This is a genomic window from Sinorhizobium medicae (assembly GCF_007827695.1).
GTDB lineage: Bacteria > Pseudomonadota > Alphaproteobacteria > Rhizobiales > Rhizobiaceae > Sinorhizobium > Sinorhizobium medicae.
In genome coordinates, this window is sequence record NZ_VITA01000005.1 from 98,170 (window position 1) to 117,495 (window position 19,326).

At 63.5% G+C, this 19,326-nt stretch carries 17 protein-coding genes; 4 read left to right on the top strand and 13 right to left on the bottom strand.

Annotation, left to right across the window (positions count from 1 at the left end):
- Positions 1-25 precede the first annotated feature (25 nt).
- The 10 genes from FB009_RS10080 to FB009_RS10125 form a co-directional block, all read right to left on the bottom strand.
- Entirely contained in the window at positions 26-694 is a 669-nt protein-coding gene (locus FB009_RS10080; protein ID WP_012067599.1) for a TetR family transcriptional regulator, read from the bottom strand.
- A gap of 61 nt (positions 695-755) precedes the next feature.
- The gene (locus tag FB009_RS10085) at positions 756-3,902 is read right to left on the bottom strand and encodes an efflux RND transporter permease subunit (protein ID WP_012067600.1); all 3,147 of its coding nucleotides are present in this window, start codon (positions 3,900-3,902) and stop codon (positions 756-758) included.
- A gap of 10 nt (positions 3,903-3,912) precedes the next feature.
- Positions 3,913-5,133, bottom strand: a complete 1,221-nt coding sequence (locus FB009_RS10090; RefSeq protein WP_012067601.1) for an efflux RND transporter periplasmic adaptor subunit — start codon at positions 5,131-5,133, stop codon at positions 3,913-3,915.
- A 370-nt stretch (positions 5,134-5,503) separates the two neighbouring features.
- Positions 5,504-6,514, bottom strand: coding sequence for an ABC transporter ATP-binding protein (locus tag FB009_RS10095; RefSeq protein WP_012067602.1), 1,011 nt, complete (start codon positions 6,512-6,514; stop codon positions 5,504-5,506).
- Between the two features lie 16 nt (positions 6,515-6,530).
- Positions 6,531-7,595 carry a Gfo/Idh/MocA family protein gene (locus FB009_RS10100; RefSeq protein ID WP_012067603.1) on the bottom strand — a complete coding sequence of 355 codons (1,065 nt, stop codon included), beginning with the start codon at positions 7,593-7,595 and terminating at the stop codon, positions 6,531-6,533.
- Entirely contained in the window at positions 7,592-8,431 is an 840-nt protein-coding gene (locus tag FB009_RS10105; protein WP_012067604.1) for a carbohydrate ABC transporter permease, read from the bottom strand. Before FB009_RS10105 ends, FB009_RS10100 begins: the two co-directional genes overlap by 4 nt.
- A gap of 12 nt (positions 8,432-8,443) precedes the next feature.
- Positions 8,444-9,391, bottom strand: a complete 948-nt coding sequence (locus FB009_RS10110) for a carbohydrate ABC transporter permease (protein ID WP_012067605.1) — start codon at positions 9,389-9,391, stop codon at positions 8,444-8,446.
- Positions 9,392-9,408: 17 nt separating this feature from the next.
- On the bottom strand, positions 9,409-9,570 hold the full coding sequence (locus FB009_RS10115; protein ID WP_225996767.1) for a hypothetical protein: 162 nt from the start codon (positions 9,568-9,570) through the stop codon (positions 9,409-9,411).
- Between the two features lie 58 nt (positions 9,571-9,628).
- The gene (locus FB009_RS10120; RefSeq protein WP_012067607.1) at positions 9,629-10,888 is read right to left on the bottom strand and encodes an ABC transporter substrate-binding protein; all 1,260 of its coding nucleotides are present in this window, start codon (positions 10,886-10,888) and stop codon (positions 9,629-9,631) included.
- Between the two features lie 57 nt (positions 10,889-10,945).
- On the bottom strand, positions 10,946-11,842 hold the full coding sequence (locus FB009_RS10125; protein WP_012067608.1) for an N-acetylmuramic acid 6-phosphate etherase: 897 nt from the start codon (positions 11,840-11,842) through the stop codon (positions 10,946-10,948).
- A 197-nt stretch (positions 11,843-12,039) separates the two neighbouring features.
- Here FB009_RS10125 and FB009_RS10130 point away from each other — a divergent pair, with 197 nt between their 5' ends.
- Genes FB009_RS10130 through nagA form a run of 4 tightly spaced genes read left to right on the top strand, consistent with a single transcriptional unit; the run spans position 12,040 to position 15,907 of the window.
- Positions 12,040-12,924 (top strand): N-acetylglucosamine kinase, encoded by an 885-nt coding sequence (locus tag FB009_RS10130; protein WP_018013283.1) that lies wholly within the window; start codon positions 12,040-12,042, stop codon positions 12,922-12,924.
- A complete protein-coding gene (locus tag FB009_RS10135; RefSeq protein ID WP_012067610.1) occupies positions 12,921-13,685 on the top strand; it encodes a GntR family transcriptional regulator in 765 nt (254 codons plus the stop codon). Before FB009_RS10130 ends, FB009_RS10135 begins: the two co-directional genes overlap by 4 nt.
- 42 nt (positions 13,686-13,727) lie before the next feature.
- Positions 13,728-14,750, top strand: coding sequence for an SIS domain-containing protein (locus FB009_RS10140; protein WP_026183532.1), 1,023 nt, complete (start codon positions 13,728-13,730; stop codon positions 14,748-14,750).
- Positions 14,747-15,907 (top strand): N-acetylglucosamine-6-phosphate deacetylase, encoded by a 1,161-nt coding sequence (gene nagA / locus FB009_RS10145; RefSeq protein WP_012067612.1) that lies wholly within the window; start codon positions 14,747-14,749, stop codon positions 15,905-15,907. The genes FB009_RS10140 and nagA overlap by 4 nt, the downstream gene beginning before the upstream one ends.
- 102 nt (positions 15,908-16,009) lie before the next feature.
- Here nagA and FB009_RS10150 read toward each other — a convergent pair whose 3' ends face one another.
- From FB009_RS10150 to FB009_RS10160, 3 genes are read right to left on the bottom strand one after another with little or no spacing between them, the layout of a single operon-like run.
- Positions 16,010-16,747, bottom strand: coding sequence for a copper homeostasis protein CutC (locus tag FB009_RS10150; RefSeq protein ID WP_012067613.1), 738 nt, complete (start codon positions 16,745-16,747; stop codon positions 16,010-16,012).
- On the bottom strand, positions 16,744-17,655 hold the full coding sequence (locus tag FB009_RS10155) for an ROK family protein (RefSeq protein ID WP_012067614.1): 912 nt from the start codon (positions 17,653-17,655) through the stop codon (positions 16,744-16,746). Before FB009_RS10155 ends, FB009_RS10150 begins: the two co-directional genes overlap by 4 nt.
- Complete coding sequence (locus FB009_RS10160) at positions 17,652-19,013, bottom strand: amidase (RefSeq protein ID WP_028054331.1); 1,362 nt, start codon at positions 19,011-19,013, stop codon at positions 17,652-17,654. Before FB009_RS10160 ends, FB009_RS10155 begins: the two co-directional genes overlap by 4 nt.
- Positions 19,014-19,326: the final 313 nt, after the last annotated feature.

Sequence of the window (19,326 nt, forward strand, 5' to 3'; positions counted from 1 at the left end):
CCGGCCGCATCCCGCAAAGTTATCCTCATCTCCGGTGAGGGGCACTCTCATCGCCGATGGTTGCGAGGTTTTGTGGTGCCGCCGCCTCCTGCCGGAAGCTGGCAAAGAGGCGGTGGAGCGCCTCGCGCCCTTCGATCACCAGATCGAATCTGCGGCCGAAGAGAAGCCATTCGGTACACAGCCCCATCATCATCCAGCGCAGGGCCCGCGTTGCCGACGGAGGCGTCCAGTGTTCCTGCATCTGGCCGCGGGCGAGCGCGCGGGCGAAGGCAAGTTCGAGCAACGCATCATGGCGCTCCTCGATTTCGCGCTGGCGGACGAGCACGGCGGACATGTCATTGTCGTAGTCGCAGCGCAGCATGATCGCGAGAATGCGCTGCCGCTGCTCGTCTGCGGCCAGCGTCGTCAGCCAGTCGCTGGTCGCGCTTTCGACGATGGCGAGCGTGTCGAAGGCTTCCGTTTCGATCTCGCGCGCGATCATGTCTTCGTGGGGCAGCGGCACGGCCTCGTAAAGGGCGAGGAAGAGATCCGTCTTGTTGGCGAAATGCCAGTATATGGCGCCGCGGGTGACGCCCGCCTCCTTGGCCACTTCCTCAAGCGTCGTGTTGGGGACGCCCTTTTTAAAGAACATGCGTTCGGCGGCGCACAGGATCTTCTGTCTTGTAGCCTCGGCGTCGGCCTTGGTTCGGCGCATTTATTCCAATTCTCCTTAACAGATGGCCCGCCGCTGTAAGCCGGCGGGCCATCTTCTCCGATCACTCGGCGGGGCTGACGGTTTCGGATGCCTGCTTGGCCGGCTCGGGCGCCGCTCTTCCGCGTTCGAAGATCTTCATGACGAACACGAAGAAGACGGGGACGAAGAATATCGCCAGTACCGTCGCCGAGATCATGCCGCCCATGACGCCGGTGCCAATGGCGCGCTGGCTGCCGGAACTTGCGCCTGTCGCGATCGCCAGCGGCAGAACGCCGAGGGTGAAGGCGAGCGAGGTCATCAGGATCGGCCGGAAGCGCAGATGTGCAGCTTCCAGTGTCGCATCGATAAGCGATTTACCCTGGTCGCGGAGTTCCTTGGCGAATTCGATGATCAGGATCGCGTTCTTCGCCGAAAGCCCGATGATCGCGATCAGGCCGACCTTGAAGTAGACGTCGTTCGGCATGTCGCGCATCGTCACGGCGAGCACGGCGCCGATGACGCCGAGCGGCACGACCATGATGACCGAGACTGGAATGGACCAGCTCTCATAGAGCGCGGCCAGGCACAGGAAGACGAGCAGGCAGGAGAGCGCGATAAGGAGCGGCGCCTGCGTCCCCGACTGGATTTCCTGTAGCGACTGCCCCGTCCATTCATAGCCGAAACCAGCCGGAAGCTGGGCTACCAGACGCTCCATCTCGGCAATGGCATCGCCGGAGGAATAGCCCGGAGCGGCCTCGCCGCTGATGCGCACTGCCGGATAGCCGTTGTAGCCGACCGTCTGCGTCGGCGCCTTGACCCATTCCACATTCGCGAAGGCCGAGAGCGGAACCATGCCGCCGTTGGAATTGCGGACGTTCAGGTTCAGGAGGTCCGCCGGCTGCATGCGCTTCGTTTCGTCCGCCTGCACCGTCACGCGTTGCATGCGGCCGGCATTCGGGAAGTCGTTGACGTAGGACGAGCCGAGATTGGTCGAGATGGTCGAGTTGATATCGGCAAAGGTCACGCCGAAGGTATTGGCCTTCTCGCGGTCGATATCGACGCTGACCTGCGCCGCATCGGGCATGCCCTCGAAACGGACGCCGGTCAGGATCTTGCTCTGGGAGGCGAGGCCGAGAAGCTGGTCGCGCGCTTCTGCCAGCGCCGCTTCGCCGAGACCCGCACGGTCCTGAAGGCGGAAGGAAAACCCGCCTGTCGTTCCGAGGCCCTGGATCGCCGGAGGCGACAGCGCGAAGCTGATCGCATCCTTGATCTGGCTCATGGCCATCGTCGCGCGGCCGGCGATCGACTGCGCTGCATTGTCGGCGTCGCGTTCGCTCCAGTCCTTCAGCGTCACGAATGCAAGACCCGCATTCTGCCCGCTGCCGAAGAAGGAGAAACCGTTGATCGCCACGATCGTGTCGACCGCCGGTTCCTGGCCGAAGATCTTCTCGGTCTGCTCGATCACCTCCGTGGTGCGGTTTGCCGTCGCTTCCGACGGCAATTGCATCATGACGATGACAAAGCCCTGGTCCTCGTCCGGCAGGAAGGACGAGGGCAGCCGGATAAATGCCCAGGCCATTGCTGCAAGCAGGATCAGATAGATGATCATGAAGCGGCCCGTGCGCCTGATGACGCTTCCGACGAAACGCGTGTAGCCGTGCGACGTCCGGTCGAAACCGCGGTTGAACCAACCGAAGAAGCCGCGCTTGGCATGATGGTGCCCCTTCGGTACCTGCTTGAGGAAGCTCGCGCAGAGTGCCGGTGTCAGCGACAATGCGAGGAGCGCCGAAAACAGGATCGAGACGACCATCGTCAGGCTGAACTGGCGATAGATCACGCCCACGGCGCCGGGGAAGAAGGCCATCGGAATGAACACCGAAGCCAGAACCAGCGTGATGCCGATCACCGCTCCGGTGATCTGCTTCATCGCCTTCCGGGTTGCATCCTTCGGCGTCAGCCCTTCCTCCGACATGATGCGTTCGACGTTCTCGACCACGATGATCGCATCGTCGACGAGGATACCGATCGCCAGCACCATGCCGAACATCGTGAGCACGTTGATGGAGAAGCCCATCGCCAGCATGACCGCGCAGGTGCCGAGCAGGGCGACCGGCACCACGATGGTGGGGATGAGCGTATAGCGGACGTTCTGCAGGAAGAGGAACATCACCAGGAATACGAGGCCGACGGCCTCGACAAGGGTGTGCAGCACCTTCTCAATCGACACCGCGACGAAGGGCGAGGTGTCATAGGGGATCGAGTATTCGAGCCCTTGGGGGAAAAACGCCGCGAGCTCGTCCATGCGTGTCTTGATCGCCGCCGAGGTCGACATCGCATTGCCGCTCGGCGAGAGCTGCACGGCGATGGCCGCCGAGGGGCTGCCGTTGAGGCGGGTCGAGAAGGTGTAGCTTTCGCCGCCGATCTCGAGACGCGCAACGTCGCGCAGCCGCACGGCGGAGCCGTCGGCATTCGCCCGGAGTACGATCGCACCGAATTCCTCGGGGCTCGAAAGCTGGCCCTTGATGACGACCGGTGCGGTGACTTGCTGCGTGATCGGATTCGGCTGGGCGCCGATCGAGCCGGAGGCGATCTGGGCGTTCTGAGCCTGGATCGCCGCGGTGACGTCAGCCGCGGTCAGATTGAGGCCGAGCATCTTGTCGGGATCGAGCCAGACGCGCATCGAGCGCTCGGTCGCAAAGAGCTGGGCGCGTCCGACGCCGGGCACGCGCTGGATCTCGCTGAGCACATTGCGGCTGAGGTAATCGCCAAGCCCGATGGCGTCCATCGAGCCGTCGGTCGAAGTCAGCGAGATGATCAGCAGGAAGCCGGCGCCGGCCTCGTCCACCTGTACGCCTTGCTGCCTGACGGGGTCAGGCAGGCGCGGCTCGACGCGCTGCACCCGGTTCTGGATGTCCACCGAAGCCTGGCTCGGATCGGTGCCGGGCTGGAAGGTGGCGTCGATCGAGACCGAGCCGGAGGCACTGGTCGAAGACTCGAAGTAAAGCAGCCCCTCGACGCCGTTCAGCTCGTCCTCGATCAGACGGGTCACGCTCTGATAGGTGTCCTGCGACGAGGCGCCGGGATAGTTCGTGTTGATCGATATCTGCGGGGGCGCGACATCCGGATACTGCGACACCGGCAATAGCGGGATCGCGATGATGCCGGCGATCATGATGAAGATCGCCACCACCCAGGCAAAGATAGGCCTGTCTATGAAAAAACTGGGCATGATAAAATTCTCACTTCGCGTCGGTGGCGGGCTTTTTGCCGGCATCTGCCGACGCGCTGGCCTGTTCGGGCGCAGGCTTGGCGTTCGGATCCCAATCCGAAGGCTGCACGGGTGCGCCCGGGCCGATCTTCTGGAAGCCCTCGACGATGACCTTTTCGCCGGGCTTCAGGCCCGACGTCACCTGCCAGCGCTGGCTGACAATGCGTCCGAGAGTGACGTTGCGGAACTCCACCTTGTTGTCGGCAGTCACGACATAGACCTGCGACTGGCCGGCATTGTTGCGCTGGACCGCCTGTTGCGGAACGGTGATCGCGTCCTCTTCGAGACCTTGCTGGATTTGTACGCGGACATACATGCCGGGCAGCAGGTCATTGTTCGGATTGGGGAATTCGCCGCGCAGCGTCACCTGACCGGTCGTCGCATCGACGGCGGCTTCGGAAAAGAGCAGCTTGCCCTTGAGGGCATAGGGCGTGCCGTCATCGAGGATCAGCTGCACCTCGGCTTCGTTTTTGGAGCTCATCCACTTGCCGTCCTTGAGCGCCTTGCGCAGGCGGATCAGGTCGGTCGCGGACTGGGTGAAGTCGGCATAGATCGGGTCCAGCTGTTGGATCGTCGCGAGGTTCTGCGTATCGTTGGTGTTGACGAGGGCGCCTTCGGTGATCAGCGCCCGGCCGATCCGGCCGCTGATCGGAGCCGTGACGTTCGTATATTGCAGATTGAGCCTGGCCTCCGCGAGACCAGCCTCGGCGATGCCGACATCGGCCTCTGCCTGGGCAAGGGTCGCTATGGCGTCGTCGTATTGCTGCACCGCTGTAACCTGCGCTTCCTTCAGCCGCGATTGGCGGTCGGCCGTTCGCCTGGCCTGATCGACCAGGGACTTGGCGCGCTTCAGCGTAGCCTCGGCGCTGTCGACCTTTACCTGGAACGGCGCCGGGTCGATGCGGTAGAGCACATCGCCTTCCTTCACCATGGTGCCCTGTTCGAACACCCGCTCGACGACGATACCTGAGATGCGCGGGCGGACCTCGGCAATCCGGGTAGCGGTGATGCGACCCGGGAGTTCGTTGGTGATCGGAAGTGGTTCGGCCTTCGTCGTGAAGACGGCGACCGGCGACGGGGGAGGGGCGGGAGCCGCGGCCTGTTCTTCATTCTTCTGGCACCCCGCGAGAAAAATCACGGTTGCCAGCGAGGCGGCCAAAATCGGTCGGTTCATGCGCATCGCAATGTCCATATTGTCAAAGGACCGGCCGCAGCCGCGGCTTGTCGCAGCGCTGCGCGGTCCGAAAGTGAGGTGAAGCGGAGCCGGTATCGGCGTGAAAATACCGGAAAGCTAATATACAGACGCCAATGTATGTTAATTTCTGCCGCAGTGCAACAGAGTTTCTAAAGGCCGGTAGGAGAGCAAAAAATAGAAGAGCCGCAGCGCCTTCCGGCATTGCGCCCCGTGGGAGTCACGCAGGTGTGAATGCTGCGAAGGGGCAGCAAGGAGCGACTTTCCGCCTCACCCCGCTGCCGCGACCCCTCTCCCCACACGCGCGGGGGGGCGCAGGTGGGTGCCCGCTTGCACCACGCGCCTTTGGCGCGTTGAGCTCGGTCCTGAATTATTGTCCAGACCTGATTACCCGCCCTTCCGCATCGAAACGGTGCATACTGCCGATGACAGGCGTGGCGTAGACGGTGTCGTCGGCGGCGTAGCGGTGCTCGCCGAAGAGACGCACCGTCAGCAGACCGACAGTCTCCGATTCGATATAGATGATCGTGTCGGCTCCGAGATGCTCGACATGGATGACCTTGCCCTGCCAGTCGCCGGTTTCGCGGGAAAGGCCGATATGCTCCGGGCGGATGCCGATGGTCTTCGCATCTCTGTCGTCAAGCTTTGCGGCGTCGATGAGGTTCATCTGCGGCGAACCGATAAAGCCTGCCACGAAGAGGTTGGCCGGACGGTTGTAAAGCTCCATCGGCGATCCGACCTGCTCGATCCGGCCGGCATTCAGCACGACGATCTTGTCGGCAAGCGTCATCGCCTCGACCTGATCATGGGTGACGTAGATCATCGTCGCCTTCAGGCTGCGGTGGAGGCGAGCGATCTCGAGCCGTGTGTTGACGCGCAGCGCCGCGTCGAGATTCGACAGCGGCTCGTCGAAGAGGAAGAGTTTTGGCTCGCGCACGATCGCGCGGCCGATCGCCACGCGCTGGCGCTGGCCGCCGGAAAGTTCGGCCGGACGCCGGGCAAGGTAGGGATCGAGCGACAGCATGCCGGCAGCCTTGGCGACTTTCTCTTCGATCTCCGTCTTCGGCACACCTGCCTGCTTCAGCCCGAGGCCCATATTGTCCCTGACCGACAGGTGCGGATAGAGCGCATAGGACTGGAACACCATGGCGATACCACGCTTCGCCGGCGCCACATGGCCGACTTCGACGCCGTCGATCTGCACGCTTCCCGAGGTCGCGTCCTCAAGCCCGGCGATGGTGCGCAGGAGAGTCGATTTTCCGCAGCCGGAGGGACCGACGAAGATGACGAACTCGCCGTCCTTCACGTCGAGGTCGATTCCCTTCAGCACCTCATGGCTGCCGAAGGCCTTGCGGATGGATTTGAGTTGAAGTGATCCCACGTGTCGCCCTCTTGGGTTAAAGCTTGACCGGCTTGCCGGTGCGCACACTTTCATCCGCGGCGAGGCAGATCTTCAGCGACTGCACCGCATCGTCCATGTGCCGGTCGAGATCGATATCGCTCCGGATGGCCCTGAGCACGAAGTCCTGTTCGCGCTCGCAAAGCTCCTGGTGGCCCGGCTCGCCCTCCATCATCAGGTCTGCGTCGCGCTTCAGGAACCTGCCGTCCGGGCCCGTCGCGGCGCTGTGCACGCGGATGACGGAGGTTTTCGTGTGCACGTCGATGTCGTCTGACCTGGCGTTCTGATCCATGACGATGGACACCGAGCCGTTTGGGGACATTACGTCCTTCACGAAGAAGGCCGTCTCCGAGATCATCGGCCCCCAGCCCGCTTCGTACCAGCCGATCGAGCCATCGTCGAAGATCACCTGCAGATGCCCGTAATTATACATGTCGGCGGCGATCTCGTCCGTGAGCCTCAGGCCCATGCCTCTTACTTCCACAGGCTTTGCGTCCGTGATCTGGCACATCACGTCGACATAGTGCACGCCGCAGTCGACGATGGGCGACGTGGTCTGCATCAATGATTTGTGCGTTGCCCAGGTCTGCCCGCTCGATTGCTGGTTCAGATTCATCCGGAAGACGTAGGGGCCTCCGAGCTTGCGCCCTTCCGCGATCAGCCGCATCCAGGACGGATGGTGCCGCAGGATATAGCCGACGACCAGCTTACGGCCATTGGCCCGCGCGCAGGCGACGACGCGCTTGGCATCGGCGACCGTCGTTGCCAGCGGCTTCTCGACGAAGACATGCGCTCCCGCCTCCATAGCCATCACGGCATAATCGGCATGTGTGTCCGAATAGGTGTTGATCGAGCAGAGCTCCGGCTTCAGCGCAGCCAGCGCCTCCGGGAACGACGGCAGAATCTCGTATGCCGCAAGTTCCTCGGGCAGTGACACTTTCGAGCGGTTGACGAGCCCGGCGACTTCGAAGCCGGGGTTCTGATGATAGGCGAGCGCGTGGCTGCGGCCCATATTGCCGAGGCCGGCGCTGAGCACGCGAATCGGGGATGCGGATGGATTCACTTGACTGCTCCTGCCGTGATGCCGCGGATCAGTTGCCGCGAGAAGATGACGTAGAGGACGAGCACCGGGAAGATCGCCAGCGACAGTGCCGAGAGAACTGCGTTCCAGTTGGTGACGAACTGGCCGATGAAGATCTGCGAGCCGAGCGTGACGGTCTTGGTCGCCTCGGCCGGCGCGAGGATCAGCGGGAACCACAGGTCGTTCCAGATGGGGATCATGGTGAAGACGGCGACCGTCGCCATGGCCGGTCGGATCAGCGGCAGCACCAGCCGCAGGAAGATCGCATATTCGGACAACCCGTCGATGCGCCCTGCATTCTTCAGGTCGTCCGACACGGTGCGCATGAACTCCGACAGGATGAACACCGCGAGCGGCAGACCTTGCGCCGTATAGACGAGGATCAGCGCCGTCAGCGTATTGACGAGATCGGCCGCCACCATGCCCTGAAGGATGGCGACCGTGCCGAGCCGGATCGGGATCATGATGCCCAACGCGAGATAGAGCCCCATCAGCGTATTGCCGCGGAAGCGGTATTCGGAAAGGGCAAAGGCTGCCATGGCGCCGAAGAGCAGGACGAGCGCGATCGAGACCACGGTGACGATGATGCTGTTCTGGAAATAGCCGACGAAGTCACCCTGTTTCAGCACCGTTTCGTAGCCGATCAGGCTGAAGGTTTCGGGTGTCGGGATTGCCAGTGGCTCCCGGAAGATCGCGTTGCGGCTCTTGAACGAATTCGCGATCGTCAGGAAGACCGGAAACAGGGCGACGAGCGTATAGGCGATCAATGCCGCGTGAACGGCGCCGATACGGATGTAGGAGGCGCGTGCTTTCGACATCTTTTTCCCTCCCTAGAACTGATAGCGGCGCATGCGGCGCTGAATGCCGAAGAGATAAAGCGAAACGCCGGCGAGGATGATCAGGAACATGATCGCGGCGATCGTGGCGCCCATCGACCGGTCGCCGAGTTGGAGCTGGAAGCCGAAGAAAGTGCGATAAAGGAGGGTGCCCAGGATGTCGGTCGACTTATCCGGCCCGGCAAGTGCCCCTTGCACCGTGTAGATCAGGTCGAAGGCGTTGAAATTGCCGACGAAGGTGAGGATCGAGACGATGCCGATGGCCGGAAGGATCAAAGGCAGCTTGATCTTCCAGAACTGGCTCCAGCCGGTGACGCCGTCGAGCTCCGCTGCCTCGGTCACCTCGTCCGGAATATTGAGGAGTGCCGCGTAAATCAGCATCATCGGGATGCCGACATATTGCCAGACGGAAATCAGCGAAACGGCGATGAGCGCGGTGTCGGGTTTGCCGAGCCAGGGCGCGAATAGCGATCTCAGCCCGACCGAATCCAGAAGGAAAGGGGCGACGCCCCAGATAGGCGACAGGATCAGCTTCCAGATGAAGCCGACGATGACGAAGGAGAGCAGCGTGGGCAGGAAGATCGCCGTGCGGTAGAAAGCGCCGAACCGCAGCTTCGGAACGGACAGCATGGCGGCGAGAGCGATGCCGATCGGGTTCTGCACGGCCATGTGGATCAGGAAGAAGACGAAATTGTTCTTGAGCGCGTTCCAGAAATCCGCAGCCCAGCGCGGATCGCCGAAGAGCACCTTGAAATTGCCGAGGCCCACGAAGGTCAACTGGCCGTCGACCGTGTTGTACAAGGACTGACGCAGGGTCTCGACCAGCGGAAGGATCATCACCGCCGTGTAGACGACGAGCGCCGGCAACAGGAAGACGAGAATGTGCCAGCGCCGCGGGCGCTTGATCTCGCTGACGTCGGTCAGGTTTTCGCGTGGTTTCATCGGCCTCTGGCCCGTTCTCAAACCGGCTGGCCAACGGGCGCAGCCTCGATATCGAAATCAGGTGCGGGACCCCTGCCGCGCACCTCGATCGTCATGATGCCAGCGGGCTTCGCGGCTCCGCCGGGACGCGCGCCGTGTTGGAGCCGGATGCCCGACACGTTCATGACGGCATTGCCCATGCGGAAACCGTTCCGCATGGGAGGGGCGCGCAAAACGGAGGCGCGCCCGCTTTCGGCCTTATTTTACCGGCTTGAACCAGCTGTCGAGCCCGTCCTGGAGCTTCTTGGCGGCCGCCTCCGGCGTGTCTGTGCCGTTGATGACGTTGGCCGACATGACCCAGGTCTCATTCTCGAGGTTCGGGGTTCCGCGCGACAGGATCTGATAGGTCGAGCGGATGGTCGGCTTGCATTTCTCCCGCCAGGAGACGAATTCCTGGGCGAGCGGATCGGACATCTTTACCGCCGTCGAATTCAGGCTGAAGAAGCCGGGCAGGGCGTTCGCATAGATTTCCGCGAATTCCGGCGAGGCGACCCAGGTGAGGAAGGTTTTGGCGGCATCGGCATTCTTGCTCTTGGCATTGAGCCCGATGCCGATGTCGTTATGGTCGGAAATGTAGCAGGTGTCGCCGGCCTTCTTCACCGGCGGCGGAAAGGCCCCCATCTTGAATTCGGCCTGCGTGTTGAAGCCCGAGATTTCCCAGGAGCCGGCCGGATAGATGGCCGCACGGCCGAGCGTGAAGAGGTTCTGGCTGTCCGGATAGGTCTGTGCCTCGAAACCGTCGCCGAGATAATCCTTCCACTTTGCCAGTACGCGGAAAGGTTCCACCCATGGTTCGTCGGTGAGCTTCTGCTGGCCTTTCAGAAGAGCCAGACGGCCTTCCTCGCCCTTCCAGTAGGTCGGGCCGATGTTCTGGTAGCCCATCGTCGCGGCTTCCCAGAGATCCTTGGTGCCCATCGCCATTGGAATGTAGTTGCCGTCCGCCTTGATCTTTTCGAGAACCGCGAAGAATTCCTCTTCCGTCGCCGGAATGGCGAGCCCGAGCTGGTCGAAGGCATCCTTGTTGTAGATGAAGCCGTGGATGACGGAGGCCATCGGTACGCAGAAAGTCGCCTTGCCGTCGTCTGTCGTCCAGGCGGACTTGGCGACGTCCGAGAAGTTCTCCATGCCGGAAAGACCGGTCAGGTCGGCGAGATGTTTCTTATTGTAGAGTTCGAGTGAGGCATCGAAGGGCCGACATGTGATGAGGTCGCCCGCGGAACCGGCGTCGAGCTTGGCGTTGAGCGCGGCATTGTATTCAGTCGGGGCCGAGGGAGCGAACACCACCTTGATGCCGGGGTTCTTCGCCTCGAAGGCCGGGATCAGCTTTTCCTGCCAGATCGCCAGGTCGTCATTGCGCCAGCTTTCGATCGTCAGCGTTGCGTCCTGGGCTTGTACTAGCCCGGCCGATCCGAGAATGCTCGATGCAAGCAGTAGGCCTTTCATTGTCGTGCGGGTCATGCATTTTCTCCCCTTTTTTAGCGCTTGGTCGCGCTGTTCTGGTGCGCAGTCTATTCTTCAGGCCTGAACGATGGCGATCGCCCGGCGCAGATTGTGATCGGCACGCTCTAGGGCGTGTTCGGCATGGGCGGCATCCCTCGCTCCGGAGGCCAGCAGGATCGCCAGTTTGACCGAGCCGCCGGCAAGGTCGAGCAGCCTCTCCGCCTCGGCCGCGGTGACGCGGGTGATGTCGCAGACGATCCGGATTGCGCGGCCGCGCAGCTTTATGTTGTCGGCACGTAGATTGACCATGTGGCCATCGAGCACGTGGCCGAGATGGATGCCGATCATGGTCGAGAACATGTTAAAGGCGATTTTCTGAGCGGTTCCGGCGCCCATGCGCGTCGAACCGGATACGATCTCCGGCGGTGTCTCGATGAGAATTGCGACATCGGCGGCCTGGAGCAGCGGTGCGCCGGCATTGTTGGCCATGGCGATGATACGCGCGCCGCGTGTCCTGGCCTCTTCGGCAGCGGCGATTGCATAGGGCGTGAAGCCGCTGGCGGATACCGAAATCAAACAGTCGCCAGCCCCTATGCCGGCGCCCCGGACATCGAAGCGCGCAAGCTCCATATCGTCCTCGTAGCCGCCCGCAAGATCGGTAAGGCTTGCGGCCCCGCCGGCGATGAGAATGGCGATCTGTTCCCGGGCTATGCCGTAGGTGCCCGGCAGCTCGAGCGCATCCGCCATGGCCATCAGTCCGGAGCTTCCGGCGCCCGCATAGGCAAGCCGGCCGCCGGAGGCGAGGCTGTCGGCGGCAAGACGGGCCGCCGCCGAAATTGGCTCGATGGCCCGGTCCACGGCCTTCGCCGCTTCCTGTTGACCGGCTGCAAGCAATCGAAGAGCGATCTCCGGGCGCATGACGTCCAGACCCTTTGCATTGTCGTGGCGCTCTTCGGTCCTTGCTGGCTGCATGCATCGTTCTCCTCTTCTGGGATTAAGGCCAAAAAAATACCACTTGTCTAGGAAAATTTTAACTTACAAGCGAATAAACGACGATGGGTAGAATTATACATAATAAAATCAACTCGCTAGGTGGGGAGTTAACCGGGTGGTCGAAAACTGCTTGGTTAATGGTATTTTTTTGGTATCTTGTGGTGACGGAGGTCCCCATGGCGTTTTACCTGATCGGAATAGATGGCGGCGGAACGAGCTGCCGTGCGGCTGTTGCAGCCTTGGACGGCCGCGTTCTCGGCCGTGGCAAAGCGGGTGCCGCGAATATCCTCACCGATCCGGAAACCGCTCTGCAGAACATAACGGACGCGGCGCGCCGGGCCTTCGAGGATGCAGGGCTCGATCCGACGGGTATTGCGGCATCGCGGGCAATCGTAGGGGTCGCTGGCCACAATGTCGGCGACGCCGTCCATTACGTGAAGAGGCGGCTTCCCTTCGCTGCGGCTGATATCGAGTCCGATGGGCTGATCGCGCTTCAGGGCGCCCTCGGGAACGGTAACGGAGCCGTGGCAATTCTTGGGACGGGCACGATCTATATCGCGCGCCGGGGCGATGAGGTCAGCTATATCGGCGGCTGGGGGTTCACGATCGGAGATCACGGCAGCGGCGCGCGAATCGGCCACGCGCTCCTGCAGGAGAGCTTGCTTGCCTATGACGGCATACACGAAGGCTCCGCCCTGACGGATTCCGTTCTTGCCGAGTTCAATAATGACCCCCGTGATATCGTCGATTTCGCGCGGCTTGCGAAGCCGGGCGAGTTCGGCCGCTATGCGCCGCGCGTTTTCGAGTATGCGGACCGAGGCGATCCTGTGGCTCTCGTCCTCTTGAAGGCTGCCGCCGCTACGGTAGACGAGGCGCTCGACGTGGTCGTTTCGAGGGGAAGCAGGAAGCTGTGCCTGCTCGGAGGACTGGCACCGCTCTATCGCCGATGGCTGGCGGACCGACATCAGCCGTGTTTCGTCGAGGCTGAGGCGGACGCGTTGACGGGTGCCGTCGCGCTCGCCGCAGCCCGCTTCGGCTCCCATTCCGGGGTCCCGGCATGAACCAGCAGCTCGCCGCCATTTTGCCGCTCGAGACCCTGCAGTCGGGTGGCGCCGGGCCGCTTTACCTGAAGCTCAGGCAGTCGCTCGAAGAAGCGATCCTGTCGGGAAAGCTCAAACAAGGAGACGCGCTGCCGCCGGAGCGCGATCTTGCCGATTACGCCAATGTCAGCCGCGTCACCGTCCGCAAAGCGGTCGATGACCTCGTGCGCGACGGGCTTCTGGTGCGTCGCCACGGTTCCGGCACCTTCGTCGTTCGGCCCGTTTCTCGCGTCGAGCAGTCGCTCTCGCGCCTGACCTCCTTCACCGAGGACATGGTCAGGCGGGGACTCAACACACGCGCGGAATGGCTGGAGCGCGGCCTTTTTCAACCCTCGCCGGACGAGATGATGACCTTGGGGCTTGCGGCCGGCGCGCTTGTGGCGCGTCTCGGGCGGCTGCGAATTGCCGATGACATGCCGCTTGCGATCGAGCGTGCCTGTGTATCGGCGGAGTTCGTACCCGATCCGCTTGCCGTCACCTCGTCGCTCTATTCGGCGCTCGAGAAGAAGAACGCCCGGCCCGTGCGCGCTGTGCAGCGCATCTCCGCCTGCAATATAAAGGAACCGGATGCGGCAATGCTCGGCGTCTCCGTCGGCGCCGCCGGACTTTCGATCGAGCGCGTCTCCTATCTTTCTTCCGGACGCGTGGTCGAATTCACCCGGTCGCTCTATCGAGGCGACACCTATGATTTCGTGGCGGAGCTGACGATTCCGGAGCAGTGAGCCGGAATGGCGGCCCCCAGTTGATTATGGAAGGACATGATGATGCAGACCAACATGCGGCGAGAAATCGACGAGATTCCCGAGGCCGCCGCCCGGCTGCTGGAGCACTCGGCCGCGGCGCTGAGCGAAGCCGGAGCGGCTCTTCGTGCCAAGGATCCGGCCTTTCTGGTGACGATCGCCCGAGGATCCTCCGATCATGCCGCGCTGTTTTTGAAATACGCGATCGAGCTCACGACAGGACGGCCCGTCGCATCGCTCGGGCCGTCGCTGGCATCGATCTACGGCGCCGATCTGAAACTCGGCGGTGCGGCGGCGATTGCGATCTCGCAGTCCGGAAAGAGCCCGGACATCGTTGCCATGGCCGAAGCCGCGACGCGCGCAGGCGCCGTTTCGATCGCGCTGACGAACACGTTGCCTTCGCCGATCGCGGAAGCCTGCACTCACCCGCTCGACATTCTCGCAGGGCCCGAAATCGCCGTTGCGGCGACCAAGTCCTATGTCAACTCGATCGTCGCGGGTCTTGCGGTTCTCGGCGAATGGACCGGTGACGGGGCCCTGAAGCGCGCGGTCGCCGATCTCCCGAACCAGTTCGCCAAGGCGGTGAAGCTCGACTGGCAGGATTTTGCCCGAGACCTCGGAGAAGCCGAATCGCTCTATGTGCTGGGCCGCGGTCCGGCGCTCGCGATCGCCAGCGAAGCGGCGCTGAAGTTCAAGGAGACGTCCGGCATGCATGCCGAGGCCTATTCTGCCGCGGAAGTGTTGCACGGCCCGGTGGCGCTGGTCGGAGCCCGGTTCCCGGTTCTGGTGCTGGCTGCCCGCGACGCGGCAGAGACCTCGGTGGCGGGCATCGCCGACGGCATGAGTGCCAAGGGCGCGGTCGTACACGTGACGTCCGCCCGGGCACACGACGCCAAGCGCCTGCCCTTCGTCGAGACCGGGCACCCTCTGACCGACGCATTGGCACTGATCCTGCCGTTCTATGGCTTCGTCGAGGCCTGGTCCCGCTCTCGTGGCCTCGATCCCGACGCCCCGGAAAACCTCAAGAAGGTGACGGAAACACGATGAACGGGAACAAGACGATCACCGGAGCACGGGTTTTCGACGGCATCGACTGGCACGACGGCGCCGCCCTCGTGGTCGAGTCAGGGCACGTGAAGTCGATTGTGCCGGCGGGGAGCGTAGCCGTCGGTGGCGAGACCGTCGACGCCCATGGCCTGCTTCTCGTACCCGGCTTCATCGATCTTCAGGTGAATGGCGGCGGCGGCGCACTCCTGAACGAAGAACCTACCCTCGCAGGCATCCGGCAGATCTGCTCGGCGCATGCGACATTCGGTACGACGGCGCTGCTGCCGACGCTGATCACCGATACCCGCGCCGTCAGGACCGCGGCGATAGCGGCAGGCCTCGAGGCTAAAGGAGCCGCGGTGCCGGGCTTCCTCGGCCTGCATCTCGAAGGCCCTCATCTCTCGGTCGCGCGTAAGGGGGCGCACGATCCCGCGCTGATCCGCCGGATGGAGGACGACGATCTCGCCGAGATACTTGGCTGCGCAAAGGCGCTCGGCCGCCTGATGCTGACCGTGGCGCCGGAAAATGCCACAAAGGAGCAGGTTCGGGCGCTGGCCGATGCCGGGGTCGTGGTGAGCCTTGGCCATACCGATGTGGATTACGATACCGCCCGCGCCTATGCCAAAGCGGGAGCGAGAACCGTCACGCACCTCTTCAACGCCATGAGCGGGCCTGGTCACCGTGAGCCGGGCGTTGTCGGTGCCGCTCTGGCGACGGGCGCTCTCCATGCCGGCATGATCGCCGACGGCTATCATGTCCACCCGGCTTCCATGGGCATAGCATTGCGCGGCAAGAAGGGACCGGGGCAGATCTTTCTGGTCACCGACGCCATGTCGCCCCTCGGCACTGACCAGACGAGCTTCTTCCTCAACGGACGAAAAATCCTGCGGCAGGACGGCCGCCTGACTCTCGCCGACGGCACCCTCGCCGGCGCCGATATCGATATGTTGTCTTCTGTTCGTTTCGTCCACCAGAGGCTCGGCCTTCCGGTCGAGGAGGCGATCCGCATGGCGTCCGCCTATCCCGCCGACGCCATGGGAATAGCCTCGCACAAGGGCCGGCTCCTGCCGGGTGCGGATGCCGATTTCGTGCTGCTCACGCCGGAGCTCGGCATCAGATCGACCTGGATCGGCGGAGAAAGAGTCTTTGCCGCTTGAGGCACCTTGCCGGTGCGATGCGCTGCAAGATTGCACCGCAAGCGGAGAGAGGAGCTTTGAGCCGAGGGGGGCGGACGCCGCCGGAAGCGTCACAGCTCGTGCTCAAGCCTTCGCCGCCAGAGCATCGAGGCACGCCCGCATTGCCCTGATCTTTGCCGCGTCGGTGCGGCGACGCTCCGGCGCGGCGAATCCCATCTCCACGAGCCGCATGTCATTAGCCGGCTCAGAAGTCGAGCAGGACGAATGGACCTCGGCTATGGCGAGCCGCGGCAGGAGCGTTCCGGCCGTGTTGCTGGTGATGCCCGAACCCGGCATGATCGAGATCCGTCCTGACGCCGCCGCGATGAGCTTTTCCAGAATTTCGACCGCTTCTGGTGCCGTTTTCGCGCCCCCCGAAGTCAGGATGCGTTCGAAGCCGAGTTCGACGGCGATCTCCAGCGCCTCGGCGAAATCAGGCACCAGATCGAAGGCGCGGTGCAGCGTCAGCCCCATTCCCGCCGCGTGGCCGGCGAGCTTTGTCAGCATGCGGGCGTCGAGGCGGCCGTCGGCGCGCGACGCGCCGAGCACCACGCCCGCAAGCCCGGCAGCACGTGCCGCATCGATGTCCCGGCGCATCACCTCGAGATCGGCAGCGTCATAGACGAAATCGCCCGCCCGCGGCCGGATCATCGCATAGACAGGCACCGGCGGCATGCCGGCGGCGGACATCAGGCCGGGGCTGGGGGTCAACCCTCCGGCGCAAAGAGCCGAGCAGAGCTCGACGCGGTCCGCACCTCCGGCAACGGCTGCCTCCAGCCCGTCGGGATCGTCGACGCAGACCTCGAGCAATATCCGGTTCATGCCGATCTCCCTTCGCAACCGAGCAGCGCAGCGCCGATCAGCCCCGGCTCTACCCTACACTCGCCACGCACCACGAGCGGTCGGTCGAAGCGCCTGAGAATGCGGTCCCTCACCGTCCGGTCGATCTCGGCAAGCAGGGGTTCGGCATTGGAAAGACCGCCGCCGACCGGCACGATCGTCGCTCCGGTGATGTTGATCACCAGCGCCAATGGCGAACTCACCAGGTCGACGAAGACGTCGATCGTCCGCGCTGCCTCGGCGTTACCGTCCAGCCAGGCGTCAATGATGTCATGACTTGAGAGTACCTTGCCATGGACCGTCTCATGGAGCCGTTCGAGCCCGCGCGCGCCGCCGACCGTATCGACGCAGCGGCTTTGGCCGCAGCCACAGGGAAAAGGCGGTACTGCTACCGGCGGATGCCCTGCGTCGGCCGCAACGGCAGGACCGTGGCCCCACTCGCCGGCGAAGCCGCCGTCGGAATTGATCAGCCGGCCGTCGATCACCAGGCCTCCCCCGACGCCGGTGCCGAGGATGGCTCCGAAGACGATGCGGTGGCCGCGACCGGCGCCCACACCGGCTTCGGCAAGCGCGAAGCAATCGGCATCGTTGGCGATCACCACAGGCAGATGCAGGGCCGTCTCGAGCTCGGCGACGAGCTCGCGGCCGTTGATGCAGGGGATATTGGCGCATTTGATCCGGCGCGTCTCAGGATCGATTACCCCGGTGATCGATATCGCCACTCGTTCGGGCAGGCCGCCGGCTTCGTCGAGCACGGATTCCATCGCTTCGACGAAGCGGCGAAAATCGGTGAGCGGCGTCACGCGCCGGGGCAAGGGAAATATCCGGTCCGGCGAATGGGTGATGGCGCCCTTGATCGCCGAGCCGCCGATGTCGAAGCAGACGATCATGCATCGCCCCGGATGATCGCCTCGGCGGCGAGCGCTGCGGATAGCAGGCGGTCGTCCTGGTGGTGAGGTGCCGAAAGCTGGAAGCCGACCGGCATGCCGGCCCCACCCGTGCCGCACGGGATGGAGACACCACAGAAATCCAGGAAGTTTCCGATCGAGGTATTGCGCAGCGTCCTGGCGTTTGTCTTGAAGAAGAGATCGTCGTCGGCAAGCAGCGGATCGAGCAGCGGCGCGACATGCGGCAGGGTCGGATGCGCGATCAACTCGCCGGCCGAGATGCTCTCGCCCGCCTCATGGATCAAGCGGTCGCGCGCTTCGAGGAGAGCGATATAGTCGCTGACGGTTATCTTCTCGCCGAGGCGGGTGCGGGCGACGACGCGCGGATCCATGTTGGCGGCCTCGGCCCCTGCGAGGCGCTCCCGATGCAGCGCATAAGCCTCCGCCGTCACCAATGCGCCGTGGCGGGCGGTGAGCTCGAAAATTTCGGCAAAGCTCGGAAAGGCCTGCCGCCGGATTTTTACGCCGGCTGCCTCGAGCCGCTTGATCGCTCCTTCGAAGGCCGTCACGATCTCCGGCTCGGCATCGTCGAAGACGATCGTATCGGCAATGACGATCGAAAGATCGGCGAGCTCGGCACGGCGGATCACCGGTGCGGTCAGTCCATGCATTGCCGCGTCTGCCCAGACCGCATCCTGCACCGTCCGGCAAAGCGGGCCGAGCGAATCCAGACTGCGGGCAAGCGGAAAGACGCCTCTCATCGCGTAGCGCCCGCGTGTCGCCTTGTAGCCGACGATGCCGTTCATTGCCGCCGGGATGCGGACCGAGCCGCCGGTATCGGTACCGATCGCCAGCGGCACGAGGCCGGCGGCGACAGCCGCGGCGGAGCCGGAGGACGAGCCGCCCGGGATGCGGTGGGCATCCGTGGAACGCGGGTTGCGCGGCGTACCGTAATGCGGGTTGATGCCAAGCCCCGAAAAGGCGAACTCGCTCAAATTGGTCCGCCCGATGCTGACCATGCCGGCGCTTGCGAGCTTTGCGACCACCGCCGCGTCGGTAACGGCCCGGGACCTGTTTTCGAGCACGGCGGAACCCGCCGTGGTGACGCTGCCGGCAAGATCGAAGAGGTCCTTCCAGGCGACCGGCAGGCCGTCGAGCAGTCCGAGGGACCGGCCGGCCCTCATGCGCTCGGAGGCGGCCTGGGCTTCCCGTGTTGCGCGCTCCCGCGTGAGCGCGACGAAGATCGATTTGTCGGGATGGCTCCCGATCTCCGTTAGCGTTTCCTCGACGAGGGTGATGGGATCGAGTTGCCCGGACTGAACGCGAACCGCGAGGCTCGCGAGTGTTTGCTGATTGGTCATGGCGCCTTCCTCATCCCGCTCCAGCATATCGCATCCGCCGACCGTACACGACAGTGCCCTGCTTTCCAGCAATGCAATAGAGCAAGGCTCCTCCAGCGACAATTCCTGAAATCCGGCCAGCACAGGTCTTGGCCGAAAAGACTCCCGCGTCGCAGTTGCGCTGCCGGAAACGGGCGACAAGCATAGGTTTGCGATGAAAAACAAATCCCCTATCCTTGGCCGAGTTACGCCGCAGGCCGGAAACGATCGTCGCGGGAAAACCGCTTCACTTGCCTTGTGCCTTTCAACCGCTCTGCCTACATGCCTTTCGGTT